We start from the raw sequence: 15,478 nt of genomic DNA on the forward strand, positions 1-15,478 counted from the left end.
CCATTGCTCAGTGGAATGCAAATCAAATATATGGTACAGCGGTTTCCAATTCATTAACTCCTACAAATGGAGATATCCTAAAATGGAATGGAACAAATAGCCAGTGGGAAATTGGTACAGATAATACAGCTGCGAATTTCTATACTGCAGGAACAGGATTAACCCTCACTGGAAGCAAGTTTGACGCTGACAGTAATAAGCATATATGGAATGCTGACAGATTATATGACAAACTTCTTCCAACAAGTGCTCCTGGAAACAACCAATTGCTTAAATACAATGGAACCAGTGGTGAGTGGGCTTATGTGGATGAGTCAAGTTATTTGTACACAGCAGGAAATGGTATTAGCATTACATCTAACACGGTAGCTACTGCCCTTTCTTCTAATAGTGGTTTAGCATTTAACAGTGGTGAATTAGAAGTAAATCCAGGTACTGGCTTAACTTTAAGCGGAGGATTGCTGAATGCGCAAACAACCATTGCACAATGGAATGCAAACAAGCTACAAGGAGTTGATGTCAATAATACAGCACCAACCGATAAGCAGGTTTTGATGTATGATAACGGAACTTCTAAATGGGTTGCCAGTGCATTACCCGAATTACAGGATGCAGATGGTGATACGAAAATACATGTTGAAAAAACTGCTGATGAAGACAAAATCAGGTTTGACGTTGCCGGAACAGAAGAAGCAATAATTGATGCAAATGGTTTGGGAATAGGAACTTCTACACCAAGTTCAACCTTGGATGTAAGTGGTAGTTATGGATTGAAACTAGATACTATTTCAAATTTGGCTTCGTTCACAATAACCTTAACTGCAAATCACAATATACTGATCGCTAATAATTCTTCCTTGATACAAAACCTGCTTGTTAATTTACCTGCTGCAGCAAGTTGTAAAGGTCGTATTTATACAGTGAAATCAATTAATTCAGGTATCGTTATCGTGAATCCAAATGGTGCAGAAACAATTGATGGCGCCTCTACTAAAAACTTGGCTAATCCTTACGATTATGTCCGATTTGTTAGTGATGGCAGTAATTGGTTCGTCATTGGAAATAACTAACTTTAACATCATAATAAATGAAAAAGCAAGTTCTATCACTGGACTTGCTTTTTTTATGAAATCGCTGATTTGTTATCTTTGTTTAAATATTTCGCATGAACGAAAGATTGTATTTCGATAAAACATTAAATTCAGATAGCAAATCTATTTTGCTGAATGAAGAAGAGAGTCATCATTTGCTTAAAGTTATTCGTGCAAAAGCAGGAGATGAAATATCTCTTATGAATGGAAAAGGAATAATTGCAGATGCTTCTATTACAGAGGCAAGTAAAAAACAAGCTCTCCTTGAGATTCACAATATCAAACAATATCCTGCATTAATTAACAAAATCCATCTAGGTATTTGTCCCTTAAAAAAGAGGGATAAATTTGAACTAGTTATCGAAAAAGCTACAGAATTGGGAGTCTCTGAAATCAGTATCATTCAATCCGAATTTTCAGAGAGATCCAAAATCAATACTGAACGATTAGAAAAAATCATTATCAGTGCTGCAAAGCAATCAATAAATCCATATTCTCCCATACTAAATCCTGTTATCAAGTATGCAGACTTCATTAATAGCAAGGCCTCTTCAACTGAACAAAAATTGATTGCATGGTGTGGAACAACGAAACAAAGTCACATTGCCAAGCTCTATAAGCCCAAAGAAGATTGTATCCTACTAATCGGTCCTGAAGGCGATTTTTCAGCATCTGAAATAGAACTTGCCACTGGCAGGAATTTTGTCCCTGTAAACCTTGGAAGCTTGAGATATAGATCGGAAACTGCGGCATTATTTGCAATTGCTGCCCTTCAAACTTTAAAAGAAATCACTTCATGAGGTATTGGTTAATAATATTTGCATTTATCACCCTTTCTTTTCAGGGAATGACTCAAAGTAGTAGCCTAAAAATAGGACGCCTGGTTTATCGGGGTGGTGGTGATTGGTATGCTAATCCAACTTCTCTTCCTAATCTGATAAAATTTACCAATCAAAACCTGAAAACATCTATTTCAAAAGTAGATGATGTTGATGTAGCTAGTGAAGAAATATTCAACTACCCTTTTATTCATATGACCGGGCATGGGAATGTTGTTTTCAATGGTCAGGAAATTGAAAATCTAAGAAACTACCTGCTCAGCGGAGGCTTTCTTCATATTGACGATAATTATGGAATGGACGTATATATTCGATCCGAAATAAAAAAATTATTTCCCGAATATGAACTAACGGAATTACCATTCTCTCATCCTATTTATCACCAGAAATACAATTTCCCAAAGGGACTTCCCAAAATACATGAACATGATCAAAAACCACCACAAGGTTATGCTATAGTGCATCAAGGACACGTAATATTATATTACACCTATGAATGTGATTTAGGTGATGGATGGGAAGATCAACGAGTTCATAACGACAGGGAGGATATCCGAACGAAAGCATTTCAAATGGGAGCTAATATTCTTCAATATGCCTTTATTGGCGGGAATGAGGATTAGGTCAATTACCCAATAGTTTTTCTCCTAATGTTTGTATTTTATTCAAGATATACTGATTTTTATTGAAATCATCTTCTGCCAAATGACTTCCCAGCTTCAGTTTGGGATATAGCTGCTCCAATTCTTCGACACTCATTTGAATCTGATTTGAAACCGCTAATCGAGTAGCCAAAATGCTATGAAGTCTATTTTCTTTTCCCAAAATAGATGTCATGAAATCAAATAAATCAACAATGGGTTTTGCTTCATTATCGTTTGATGATCCCATACTCAATAGCAAAACAAATTCTTTCTTCCATTCAACATGTGGGGTATGGATTAATCCTGTTTCGGTGATCTGAACTTTTACAAACGAACGAAATCGATCAATCATTTTTTTTAAAGGAGCTGGTAAATGATGAAAGTAAACCGGTGAGGCAAAAACCAATACATCCGCTTCCAAAATCCGTTGACTGATTTGCTCCCAATCATCATCTTGCAAGGAACATCTTCCGATAATATTACACCTTAAACAACCTTGGCAATTCTTTAGATTAATCTCATTGACATCAATTAGTGTTATTTCAGCAAGCTTTGTTTCAATTCCTTTCAGAAATTGATTCAGCATTATTACTGAATTTCCACTCTTTCGAGGTCCACCATTAAATGCAACTACTTTTTTCATTACAATAAATTACACTGATTGTAACAGAAAGAAAATTGATATGCAAACATCTCCCATGTCAAATTGAATAATTATTGGAAAAGATAAATGCAAGTTTCATCAAATAATCACTCCCACATATAATCAATATTCCAACAACTAATACCCAATGTATCAATAGGTATCAATTTTCGATTAATCCGGTCTGCTCGCCAAGCTTTTTCAACGGATGTAAAATACTCCTTATCATCTTTCAATACAACAGCCACAATCTCTGTATCAAGCTCATCATTGAAAATGCAAAACTGAAATCCGATACTTTTTTTACCTGATAAACTATCAATTTTAACCTTATCAAGTAATTTTAATGAATCATTGGGATACTCACCAATAAACAAGCTGAATAATACTATATAATCTGAATTTTTCTTTAAAACTGAAATTAAATAAGCTTGCGAAGCTAAATCTTCAAGATTTCCCTCTTCAATTAATTCATAATTTGCATATTCTTCAATATCCTCAATCGTTTTATATAAAGGTTGTCCAATACTGAAACAAGTAATTGAAAAAGTATAAGTCAGTAATAATAGAATTTTGCTAGCCAAAACGGTTGTATTACTACTCTAAAATCAATTTCACTACAGCTTCACCTTTGTCATTTGCCAACTTAACTAAATAAACTCCTTTAGCCTGATTTCGGAGATCCAATTCCAGTGTTTTCTGTCCACTAAACGATTTCACCAATTCTGAATGAATCAGCTGTCCAAGAGTAGTATAGATATCAATTGACAAATTGCTGCTCTGTCCATTAAGTTGTAAATATATTTGTCCTTGAGAAGGATTCGGATACATATCTATATGCATATTTCCCAAAGCATCCTCAATGCTTCCGCAAATTTTAAATGTAATACGAATGGTATCTCTGGTTTTGCAACCATCATTGGTTACTTCCACCCAATAAACGGCTGTTCCTATACCTACCCAGGATGAATCAACAGTGATATTAGAAGCAACAGCATTATTCGACCAGCTGTATTTATCGTATCCAGCTCCAGCATCCAACTTAATCTTTTGCTCTGCGCATAAAATGGTGTCGTTTCCAAGGTCAACATCAGGCAGTGGCTTGATTAATAATTCTACACTATCAATTACATAATCACAAACAGGATCGCTTTGTACATATAATGACAAATAAGTTGATCCATTTAGTTCATCCGCTTTAATTGGTGAATAAACAGGGTTAAGAATTTTGTTGTTATCATAATTCCCATGATAGGATGATGCCCAATACAAATCGTTTGCAGGTGAAGAGCTGCCATTTAACTGGAATGTTTCATTGGTACAAACTTGTCCCCCAACGCCTGCATTAACAGTAGCCAATTTTGCAATCTCCACATCAATTGTATCATAATTAGCTGCGCACTGATCCAAACCCAATACTGTGATAATAATTTGAGCAGATCCAGCAGCAATTTCGCTAGCAGATGGGTAATAGGTTGAACTCAAAGAATCATCTGATGAGAATATTCCTCCACCATTGCTAATCCAATTACTGCTTGTATAATGAGTAGCAACTGCACTCAACTGATAATTACTATTCTCGCAAAGTTTGAAATCAATACCTGCATCTACAGTCGCTAACGAATTTATTGATAAAAGCATTGTGTCAGAAATCACACTGCAGGGAGGATTTCCATAGGCAATAATAATCAACTCAACATTTCCAGCAGATTTGTCATTGGTTCCGGGTGTATAGACAGCATCTAGTTTTGCATTATTGTCAAATGAACCATCACCTGCTGTTGTCCAGTTAAATGAATTATAATTTAATGCCGTTGCGTTCAACTGATAGTTTCCATTTTCACAAATTATTGCATCTATACCCGCAGTTACTACTGGTCCCATTGCAATTGTTAATTCCAATGAATCATAAACTATTTGATTACACGGTTTATTTGAAGTGGCTTTTAAAATAAGATATATCGTACCCCCTGCCAGATCGCTACTACCCAAGTTGTACTTTGCAATTAATTTTGAATCATCAACAAAACTTCCATCCCCTGTTGATGTCCATTCGATTGAATTATACTCAGTGGCAATTCCGTTCAGACTAAAATCAATAGCTGAGCATATAGTGGCATCAATACCTGCATCAACAGTTGGTTTCTTAATAATATTTAAATACATGCTATCTGCTACAATAGCGCTACAATTCGATGAAGAGTTTGCAGTCAGCCATATGGATACATAGCCATTTGCAATATCTGCAGAACCGGGAGTATACAATGGATCTAAAATCCCACTATTGTTAAAACTACCGTCTCCATTATTGTTCCAGCTTAATGTTCCATAATTTTGAGCAGTTGCATTTAGCTGGTAAGTATTATTTTCACAGATGCTGTCTATCCTAATTGGGATATCCACTGTAGGTGCAGGCGAAACAATAACATTTACAGCAATACGTGAGCTACTGCACAAATATCCTCCTCCTGGAAATGGAGTACTGAGACCCGTATTTGCTGTTCCTTTCGAAATTGTTGCACAGCTAAAATCTGAAGCTTTATTATTATCATCCCCTCCCAATCTTTGCAAGGAATTGGTGCAGGTTGAATTTATACCATCTCCTAACCATTCATTTCCTAACGTAATCGTTTTGCTGTTATAAGTTAAGGACATACCAGCTAAAGATGCACTATCCCATCCCCATGCTATAAAATCAACAATGTTATCGTTATTATCCAATATCATAGCCCAGCCATTATTTCCCGAAATAAAATATAGATTGTTTCCCCAATAATTATCGGTCGTAACATCAGTCTGGTATAAAACCTGATTGCTAGTCATACTTGTTGGCAGGTTCCATGGCAATGTATTAATATCATTAATCAATGAATAATCATCACTAACCAGTACCTTCCATCCAGTGGTGTTCACTGTTTGTCCGGAAACATTTTGAATTTCAACAAAATCAGGAGTATTCATATCCAGTTCAGTAATTACAATGCTTGATGCACTTAAAGGCACATTTACTGATTCTACATAAAATGTAGTAGAGGAGCTCAGTGCATTCGTTTTAAAAACAGCACCTGTATCCAGTACACTTCCTCCATTCATTGAATCATACCAGGCATAACTGGCTGGAGATCCTGAAGCTGTAAGTGTTGAAACTTGTCCGCTACATATTGTATCATCGGCAACAGATGGAATTCCAGGTATTTCATAAAACTCGAGGCTATTTAACCATGCTGTATCATTTTCAGCATCTCCATCAATTCCATAATTACTGGCAGACGGAAAAATTTTAATGGAATAGGTCTGTGTATAACCAAATGAATAATATCCCAGTGTCAACAAAGTATCATTTCCAGATAAAATTTTACTGGCATATTTATATGGAGTTTGGGCAGATCCATTAATTTCCCAATTCACCGTAACGCTATCAATATCCATGTAACCAAAATTCTTAACTCTGGCTTGAATCTGATAACTGCCTTCACAAGCAGGTTGTGTAATAGGTTCTATATAGGTTATCGCCACATCAAATGAGTCAGGTGTATATTCGTCAGCTCCAATATCGGGAAAAGAGGCATCTCGGCTATCGCCATCAATATCCATTGAAATGCCTGACAAAGGAGTTGCCATGCTGTCAATGCCTATTTTGCTAATGTGTAAATCTATGGTTGACTTAAAACCGGGATCAATTGAAATGGAATTTGAATCAAGTCCGGATGCTGTAACCCATGCAGATAAAGTGACCGCATCAGTTGTACCATAACGACCCAGATTTGTTCCCGAGGAATATAAATCATTGTAATCACAAACCGTTACATAACCTAAAGTAGCTGCATTTGTTGGAATATCAATAGCATATCCTCCTGCCTTATTCACCAAAACATTATTGAGTATACGAATATTGCTGTACGCACCTGTTGAACTTGATGGATAGGGGTAAATAGCTTTAGTAGCTGTACTGCTTCCAAAAGCGATATTTACACTGTTATAAAATATGTCGACATAATTGCAATTGTAAGGATAAATACCATAATTGGTTCCAGTTCCATTTGCATTAATTAAAAAATTGTTGGCAATTAATCCGTGATTCGAAGAATCTCCATCGCAATAATAAGGATAAAGAAGATAATTAGTTGATGTTCCCCTTAGCACCAAGTGATTTCCTTCTATCTGAAAGCCACCATCACAATAATAAAGATACATACCATAGTTTGTTGAATAAGGCGCAGTTTCAGTTGCAAATACGCTATTTCCTTTTATAACAAACTGGATTTGATATTCCATTCGAATTCCATAATAGTAAAAGCCTGTGATTTCGTTTTCTATAAATTGATTCCCAAACTCCTGAACATTGCTACTACCAACCAGATTTACCCCATATGAACCATTTTCTATTTCATTGTTGTAAAAATAATTATTTGAGTCTATAGCAGCGGATGACGAAATAACAACAGAAGCGTATACCGAGGTAGAGCCTGATATTACTCCACTAAATTTATTCCCAAGAAAATTATTATTCGTTGCACCATTCGAAAAATCAATTACAGCCCCATTGGTATTTGTTCCTGTTCGTTCAAAACTTATATCTTTAAAAGTGATATAATCTGCACCATCAAGATAAACAACATAATTGTCGATTGCTGATGTTGAAGATGGAAAAGTAACCAGCACTTCAGATTTATCACCGTTAATTGATTTGAAAGTAATTGTGTTGGTTGAAGAGGCACCAAATATTTCACCTATACTGAGTTGTTCCTGATAGGTGCCTGTATCAATCAGAAAAGTAACAGCACCACTCACTCCACAAAGATTCAAAGCTGTAATAGCTTCTGAAATCGTTTTAATATTTCGATTTACGCCTATGTTATATGTTCCACTTAATGGATTGCATACTATAACACTTTTTATCAAGGTGTCGTTTACAGTATTGGAATCCACCTGCCCATTTGGGCTTGCTGTCCAAGCCTTTATTGTATGAAAACCATTGGAAAAATTGAATGAACCAACCGACAGTAAATCACTGCTGCCAGCTGTTGTTAGTGTGTCATTCCAACTGCTTGAAGTTACAGAACTGTTATCAACTTGCCAATTGACTGATGCTGAAAATAGGGTGTCTAAGCCAAAGTTGGAAATACGTAAATAAATGGAACTCATTCCTGGCGTTAGAGGCGAAACGGGAGAATCAATAACGGAAACTCCTGCATCATTTAAATAACTACTTAAATCAATTTTAATGTGGGGGCGACTGGCATTAACTGTTCCATTACCGGTAGGTGGAGAATTATCAGCATACCAATATTCATGCTGAGAAGTAGCAGTATGGTAATAAAAATAAGGATAGGCTGATGTTCCGGTTCCCGTATATTCTGTTACAACCAATACATGAAGATTCCCAGCATTTTTATTATAAAAATAGGGTGTAGCTAACTGAAAGCTATCCCATCCAGAACTGGAAAACACTTTTGAACTTGTATAAACTAAAGTTGCACCAGCTACAGTATTTGTCCACGTATCTGCGGTAAGTGTAGTTGAGGTATCTGTTTTAAGATATATTTTTATAGGTGCTGTTGATGTTTGTGTAGTAGCAACTTGCCATGACAACGTGCTAATTAACCCACTATAATTAATTTCGTTACTGGTGTATATGGCAGCCGAACGCTCATAACCCCAGAATATACCAAATGGTTGCCGTTGCGATAAAGTACCGCTTCCAATGGTCACAGTTTGAGCAAAGCCTTGTATGGCAAAGAGCAGAATTATACTAATTAAAGCAAAGCTTCTAATTCTATCCATCATGCAACTATCTGTAAAAATATTCCTGTTCATCTTCTTATCATTAAATGGTTCGAGGGCATAGTTTCGTTTAACAAAGTACGTAATAAATACTGAATAATGACACTTAATCAACAAAAAAGGGCTGATTATAACAACCAGCCCTTCATATAATAATATTCGTATTTCTTTATTTATTCATCTTAGCCCAGCTATCCCGTAATGTAACTGTTCTATTATAAACCTGTTTTTCGCTTGTGCTAGCCTTGTCAACACAAAAATAGCCCATACGCTGAAACTGGAACTTGTCCATCGGTTTTGCATCGGCTAAACTGGGTTCCAATTTAGCAATCACGGTTTTCAGGCTTTCAGGATTAATAGTTGATTTATAATCCAAACCTTCAGGAACATCCTCTGGATCTTCATTCAGGAATAAGCGGTCGTAAAGTCTGACTTCAGAATCAATTGCATGTTCAGCAGATACCCAATGTAAGGTTCCTTTTACTTTCCTCATTTCTCCAGAGCCACTTTTTGTATCTGGATCATAGGTGCAACGAACTTCAGCTATTACACCATTTTCATCCTTTACAACTTCTTCACACTTGATGATATAGCCAGCCTTTAATCGAACTTCTCCACCGGGTTTTAATCGGAAGTATTTTTTAGGAGGATCCTCCATAAAGTCAGATTTCTCAATATATATTTCTCTCGAGAAAGGCATTTCACGCTTTCCCATTGATTCATCTTCTGGATTATTTTCTATTTCGAGTAACTCTGTTTTACCCTCTGGATAATTGGTAATAACAATTTTTAACGGATCGAGTACAGCCATAACTCGTGCAACTTTTTTATTTAAGTCCTCACGAATACAAAACTCCAGTAATCCAACATCTATTACATTATCACGTTTGGCCACTCCTACTCGTTCTGCAAAGTTTCGAATCGATTCAGGCGTATAACCTCTTCTTCTTAAACCTGAAATAGTTGGTATTCTGGGATCATCCCAGCCCTCAACATATTTTTCCTCAACCAGTGTTAGCAGCTTTCGTTTGCTCATTACGGTGTAGGTCAGGTTTAGTCGGGCAAATTCAATTTGACGAGGTCTGTAGGTTGTATCAATAATATTATCTAAAAACCAATCGTAAAGTGGCCTGTGCACTTCAAATTCAAGTGTACAAATGGAATGCGTTATTCCCTCTAAATAATCAGACTCACCATGAGCAAAATCATACATTGGATAAATACACCATTTATTTCCTGTACGGTGATGATCTGTATGTTTGATCCTGTAAATAGCCGGATCGCGCATATGCATATTGGGTGAGCTCATATCAATTTTAGCTCTTAATACTTTTTCACCATCCTTAAACTCACCCTTTTTCATTCTTTCAAACAAATCCAGATTTTCTTCAATGGATCGATTTTTATAAGGACTTTCGTTTCCTGCTTTGGTTGGGGTTCCTCTGTTGGCAGAAATTTCCTCCGCACTTTGATCATCCACATAGGCTTTACCAGCTTGAACTAACTTGACTGCCCATGCATATAACTGATCAAAATAATCGGATGCATAATAAGGTTGATTATCCCACTCGAAACCTAACCATTTAACATCTTCCAAAATGGAGTCAACATATTCAACATCTTCTTTTACAGGATTGGTATCATCAAAGCGAAGATTACATAAACCATTATACGACTTTGCTAAACCGAAATTGAGGCAAATTGATTTAGCATGGCCAATATGCAAATAGCCATTGGGTTCGGGAGGAAAACGAGTATGCACTCTCTTTTCGTTTTTCCCGTTTCGCAAGTCTTCTTCAATAATTTCTTCGATGAAATTCAATGATTTCTTTTCTGTTTTTTCCTCTTCCTTAATCGTCATTTTTCTTGATTTCTGTGAATACTAATACCTTCATTATTCACTGCAAAGTACGGTAATCAATCACTATTTTTATCACTTAAAAAAGGGAGAATAATCATCTTATCAAGAATCTATCACAATCATTTTAATAAATTGATTTCGGAATTGTAATTTTGCGGTAATATTAAGCATATGACAACAATAAGAATAACAAAAGAATTCAGGTTCGAGACTTCACATATATTGAAAGACTATGATGGTTTGTGTAAAAACATCCATGGACATTCCTATCGTCTCATGGTCACTGTATCCGGCTCTCCTATTAATGATGACAAAAGTCCTAAGAATGGGATGGTCATGGATTTTGGCGATTTAAAAAGCATTGTATACGAGGATATCGTAAACAAATACGACCATACTCTAGTAGTAAATGAGGACAGTACTGAGGCAGTAAAAGAGGCCATGAAAATTGCTACTGGACGCGTTATTTTCACACCTTATCAACCAACTTGTGAAAACATGGTAGCCGAGTTTGCCCGACTAATTAAAGATAAGCTTCCTGCACAAATTTCTTTGTGCTGTGTTCGACTTTATGAAACACCTACTTCCTATGCCGAATGGTTGGAAGGGGATAATTAATGGCCATTATGAAAATTAAATTCAAGTGTCAGGTTTGCGGCTATATTTATGATCCAGCAGTAGGAGATACTGAACATGGTGTTGAAGCCGGAACCGACTTCGATGATATTAAAGATGATTGGAAATGCCCGCTTTGCACAGCAGGAAAAGAAGCATTCGAAGAAGACGAATACTATTAATCATGTTTCGCCAGTTTGATTAAATCTGATCAAATTAATAGTGATATCTTTGAGCATAAACCAAACTTACGTTTAATTCATTAGCCAATAATAATTTTTTGATATGACCGATTTAAGCACAAAATATTTAGGTTTCGATTTAAAAAGTCCAATTATCGTGGGCAGTTCAGGATTAACAAATTCAGTAATTGCAGTGAAGGAGCATGCTGATAATGGTGCTGGTGCTGTTGTATTAAAATCACTTTTCGAAGAACAGATTCGGATGGAATCTGAGCAAAATATTCAAAATGTTGGTAGTGATAACTTGTATGCCGAAGCACAGGATTATATCTCTAATTATACGAAAGATCATAATTTAGATAAATATCTTCAGCTCATTGAAGATTGCAAGAAAGAAGTTGATATTCCTGTTATTGCCAGCATCAATTGTGTTAGTGCTGATGGTTGGCCTGAATTTGCTTCCAAAATAGAAAAAGCTGGTGCCGATGCATTGGAACTTAACGTTTTTATACTTCCTTCCGATTTTGCACGGGGAACTGATGAAAATGAAACAGTATATTTCAAAATAGTAGAAGAAGTACAAAAATATTGCACATTACCCTTATCATTAAAAATCAGTTATTATTTCACCAATTTGGCTCAAATGATACAGAAATTATCATTTACAGGAATTAAGGGCCTCACTTTGTTCAATCGTTTTTTTAGTCCTGATTTCGATTTAAAAACCAAGAAAGTAGTAGCAGCAAACCTTTTAAGCAATCCTGCCGAACTAACTACTTCCTTGCGTTGGATAGGCATTATGTACGATCGTGTACGTTGTGATTTAGCTGCATCAACAGGGGTTCACGATGGCGAAGGAGTTGTCAAACAAATACTGGCAGGCGCAAACGCAGTGCAAGTAGTTTCAGCCTTATATAAAAATGGCAATAGCCATTTAGTGCAAATTAAAAATGGCTTAATTAAATGGATGGAAGACAACGGACACAAATCCCTAAATGAGTTTAGAGGAAAAATGAGCCAATCGGTAATTAACGATCCTGCCGCCTATGAGCGTGTTCAGTTTATGAAATACTTTAGTGGTATTGAATAAATAAGAACCTATAAAATAAAAACCCCGATACTGAATGAACAGCATCGGGGTTTTTATTTTATTTCAATGTAGTTTATAATGGTGTAGACAAATTCACTTTTGCCTGATTACCACTAATTACTTCATTAGTTGCTTCGTCTCTTACAAAAACAACAACTTGGCAATTATTCATATTGTAATTTCTGCTTGAATTGTCGAATGTCCATGTTTTCTTAATCATGGCTCCTACAGCAGTTGCTTCAGTAATGGGATCTCCCAAAACATCTGACAAGCCTTCACGGAAAGTGCGGGCATGCACATAATCTGGTGGATTTGGGTTGCCAGACTGTTGAGTTACAATTCCATCTTCGAGTAATACACAATATAATGTATTTCCAGTAGTCACATCAGTAGTATAATACACCTGAGCTTCAACTGTAAGTGTTTTAGTTGTTTCATCATAACTGGATGTAAAGCCAACATTCAATGGAGATACTTCTGCCATGATACCATCAGCATAAGTGGCCCAATTGGAGCGACTTTGCCAGCGAATACCACCATATAATCTTCTCTGTACAAAAGCACCAGGCATAGCATTTTTACCTGCAAAAGTCATTGCCCATAATTGATCTGGCCATGTTCTTCTAAGGTCTTGATCGCCAGCATAAGGTGTGTTATATCCACCTGATTGAGGATGATATGCTATCACAAAAGCATTTCCAGGATTAGCTAATAGAATATCATGTGCTCTAACATGACCATCAGGACAATAACCACATTTCACACCTGTAAACTCTTCAATAACAACTTTTTTGTTTTCAATAACTTTACTTACATAAACTGTCTCGTTTTTTGGATCATTTGGATCCGGATTGTCTTCCTTATCACATGAAACCAATAATACTCCGGTTCCTACCAAAAGTGCAAATAAGGCTATAAATGCTTTTTTCATATGTTTGATTTTTTTGTTCATAGCAAATATATAAAATTAATTATGTAGTCAGTCATAAATTCATTTGAGATTCCTCATTAGCAAGATGATTTCCAGAATTATTCTTGAAAATTCATTCCATATTTGTTATTTGGCAAAATCTTGCTGAAATAGTTATGAATACTAAATTTTGATTATATTTGGAACCTATTTTTTAGGATAATTATATTATTAAATCAAAAAATCACATTATGAAAAAGTTAAGTTTATTGGTTTTGGGATTGATTCTAAGCTTTGGAGTCTTTGCTCAATATTATTATTTGCAAATTGATAACCCAATGCAGAATCCGGGAGGATTAAATGCAGATATGGAATACCCAGTTGGTGGCGGATTAGATGCCTCTTGGACTGCTATTCATGGTGGATCTGCTGCCAGCCCAGCATGGACTTCAACACAAACTCTTCCTTTTACCTTTAATTTTAATGGAACAGACTATACTGAATGTAAAGTATCAACATCTGGTATTCTGACATTTACAACAACTGCAACAGTTGTTCCTCCGGGTGCTAATGCCAACTTGCCTTCAGCCGATATTCCTGACAATTCAATTTGTATGTGGGGATTAGAAGGATCTGGCGCAAATGACAATATTGTTGTTAAAACATTTGGAACTGCTCCAAATCGCCAGTATTGGGTGTTTTTTGCTTCCTACAATTATAATGGAGGTACTGCTTCTTATTGGACATACTGGAGTTTTGTTCTTGAAGAAACAAGCAATAAATTCTATCTCATTGACCAACGCTCAAACACATCTGCTGGTTGTAACCCATCATTAACCCTTGGCGCACAATATACTTCTACAAGTGCTTTGGAAGTAAGTGGTTCCCCAAATGTTACATCAGGTTCTGTTAATTCAGCTGACCAGAGTGACAATACATATTGGGAATTTTTCCCAGGAGTTCAGCCTGATTATGACCTGACAGCTACAACTATTGATTTACCGAATTACCTTTCCTTAACAAATGCACCTTATAGTATTAAGGGATCCTTAAAAAATTATGGAAAGCAAACCATTACCACGCTCGATATTAATTATAGTATTGATGGTGGTGCTGCAGTAACTGCTCCTTTAACAGGATTAAGCATTGCTCCAAATACAGCTTATAACTTTACACATCCAACAAATTGGAATCCTGCAACAGATGGCAATTATGCTGTTAAAGTATGGGCTTCAAATTTGAATGGAAATGTAGATGAAAATACAGCCAATGATGAGTATACGAAAAATGTACAAGTTGTTGATAAAATGGTTCAGCGCTTAGCATTGCTTGAAGTATATACCAGCTCTACATGTGCACCTTGTAGACCAGGTAATGAAAATTTACACGCTATTTTAGATGCTAATCCAAACAAATCAACTGTGGTTAAATTTCAGCAAAACTTCCCCGGAACTGGAGATCCATATGCCACAACTGAAGCCATAAACAGAAGAGGTTTTTACGGTATCAACTCTATTCCAAGAATGGAAGTAGATGGTGGTTGGGATGGCAATGCAAGTTCATTTACCGCACAACTATTGGATGATGCTTATAATGTTCCTTCTTTCCTTGAAATTACAGCTACACACACCATTAACTGGCAAACAGTTGAAGTAGATGTAACTTTGAATCCATTAACAAATATCAACAGCAATAATCTGAAAGTTCATATTGCCATTCTTGAAAATGAAACTTTTCAAAATGTGAAGTCAAATGGTGAAACTAATTTCACTCAGGTTATGAAAAAGATGATTCCTAACGAAAACGGAATTAGCCAAAA

12 protein-coding genes are annotated in these 15,478 nt (G+C 36.0%); 7 read left to right on the top strand and 5 right to left on the bottom strand.

Features of this window, described 5'->3' with window-relative positions; genetic code table 11:
- From HOG71_13735 to HOG71_13745, 3 genes are all read left to right on the top strand, one after another.
- Positions 1-1,070, top strand: a 1,070-nt coding sequence (locus HOG71_13735; GenBank protein MBT5991906.1) for a hypothetical protein, incomplete at its 5' end; no start/stop codon positions are given.
- 95 nt (positions 1,071-1,165) lie between these two features.
- Positions 1,166-1,891, top strand: coding sequence for a 16S rRNA (uracil(1498)-N(3))-methyltransferase (locus tag HOG71_13740; GenBank protein ID MBT5991907.1), 726 nt, complete (start codon positions 1,166-1,168; stop codon positions 1,889-1,891).
- Entirely contained in the window at positions 1,888-2,553 is a 666-nt protein-coding gene (locus HOG71_13745; GenBank protein MBT5991908.1) for a DUF4159 domain-containing protein, read from the top strand. Before HOG71_13740 ends, HOG71_13745 begins: the two co-directional genes overlap by 4 nt.
- A 1-nt stretch (position 2,554) precedes the next feature.
- Here HOG71_13745 and HOG71_13750 read toward each other — a convergent pair whose 3' ends face one another.
- From HOG71_13750 to HOG71_13765, 4 genes are all read right to left on the bottom strand, one after another.
- Positions 2,555-3,217: a flavodoxin family protein gene (locus HOG71_13750; protein MBT5991909.1), complete on the bottom strand. Its 663-nt coding sequence runs from the start codon at positions 3,215-3,217 to the stop codon at positions 2,555-2,557.
- Between the two features lie 107 nt (positions 3,218-3,324).
- On the bottom strand, positions 3,325-3,801 hold the full coding sequence (locus HOG71_13755; GenBank protein MBT5991910.1) for a hypothetical protein: 477 nt from the start codon (positions 3,799-3,801) through the stop codon (positions 3,325-3,327).
- 13 nt (positions 3,802-3,814) lie between these two features.
- Positions 3,815-9,034, bottom strand: coding sequence for a T9SS type A sorting domain-containing protein (locus HOG71_13760; protein MBT5991911.1), 5,220 nt, complete (start codon positions 9,032-9,034; stop codon positions 3,815-3,817).
- Positions 9,035-9,170: 136 nt separating this feature from the next.
- Complete coding sequence (locus tag HOG71_13765) at positions 9,171-10,862, bottom strand: glutamine--tRNA ligase/YqeY domain fusion protein (GenBank protein ID MBT5991912.1); 1,692 nt, start codon at positions 10,860-10,862, stop codon at positions 9,171-9,173.
- Positions 10,863-11,033: 171 nt separating this feature from the next.
- Between HOG71_13765 and HOG71_13770 the strand changes: the two genes are divergently transcribed.
- The 3 genes from HOG71_13770 to HOG71_13780 all read left to right on the top strand — a co-directional run bounded on the left by HOG71_13770 (position 11,034) and on the right by HOG71_13780 (position 12,749).
- On the top strand, positions 11,034-11,480 hold the full coding sequence (locus HOG71_13770) for a 6-carboxytetrahydropterin synthase (GenBank protein ID MBT5991913.1): 447 nt from the start codon (positions 11,034-11,036) through the stop codon (positions 11,478-11,480).
- Positions 11,481-11,488: 8 nt separating this feature from the next.
- Positions 11,489-11,659, top strand: coding sequence for a rubredoxin (locus tag HOG71_13775; GenBank protein ID MBT5991914.1), 171 nt, complete (start codon positions 11,489-11,491; stop codon positions 11,657-11,659).
- A gap of 103 nt (positions 11,660-11,762) precedes the next feature.
- Positions 11,763-12,749 carry a dihydroorotate dehydrogenase-like protein gene (locus HOG71_13780; GenBank protein ID MBT5991915.1) on the top strand — a complete coding sequence of 329 codons (987 nt, stop codon included), beginning with the start codon at positions 11,763-11,765 and terminating at the stop codon, positions 12,747-12,749.
- A gap of 73 nt (positions 12,750-12,822) precedes the next feature.
- On the opposite strand, the gene HOG71_13785 is transcribed toward HOG71_13780, so the two are convergent.
- Positions 12,823-13,680, bottom strand: coding sequence for an Omp28-related outer membrane protein (locus HOG71_13785; GenBank protein ID MBT5991916.1), 858 nt, complete (start codon positions 13,678-13,680; stop codon positions 12,823-12,825).
- 230 nt (positions 13,681-13,910) lie between these two features.
- Here HOG71_13785 and HOG71_13790 point away from each other — a divergent pair.
- On the top strand, positions 13,911-15,478 hold a 1,568-nt coding region (locus HOG71_13790; protein ID MBT5991917.1), incomplete at its 3' end, for a hypothetical protein.

It is taken from the genome of Bacteroidota bacterium (assembly GCA_018698135.1).
Taxonomy (GTDB): Bacteria; Bacteroidota; Bacteroidia; order CAILMK01; family JAAYUY01; genus JABINZ01.

Coding starts and splice junctions, on each gene's coding strand:
- HOG71_13760 (MBT5991911.1), bottom strand. CDS start 9,034: ATGAACAGGAATATTTTTACAGATAGTTGCATGATGGATAGAATTAGA.
- HOG71_13740 (MBT5991907.1), top strand. CDS start 1,166: ATGAACGAAAGATTGTATTTCGATAAAACATTAAATTCAGATAGCAAA.
- HOG71_13765 (MBT5991912.1), bottom strand. CDS start 10,862: ATGACGATTAAGGAAGAGGAAAAAACAGAAAAGAAATCATTGAATTTC.
- HOG71_13750 (MBT5991909.1), bottom strand. CDS start 3,217: ATGAAAAAAGTAGTTGCATTTAATGGTGGACCTCGAAAGAGTGGAAAT.
- HOG71_13780 (MBT5991915.1), top strand. CDS start 11,763: ATGACCGATTTAAGCACAAAATATTTAGGTTTCGATTTAAAAAGTCCA.
- HOG71_13775 (MBT5991914.1), top strand. CDS start 11,489: ATGAAAATTAAATTCAAGTGTCAGGTTTGCGGCTATATTTATGATCCA.
- HOG71_13770 (MBT5991913.1), top strand. CDS start 11,034: ATGACAACAATAAGAATAACAAAAGAATTCAGGTTCGAGACTTCACAT.
- HOG71_13745 (MBT5991908.1), top strand. CDS start 1,888: ATGAGGTATTGGTTAATAATATTTGCATTTATCACCCTTTCTTTTCAG.
- HOG71_13785 (MBT5991916.1), bottom strand. CDS start 13,680: ATGAAAAAAGCATTTATAGCCTTATTTGCACTTTTGGTAGGAACCGGA.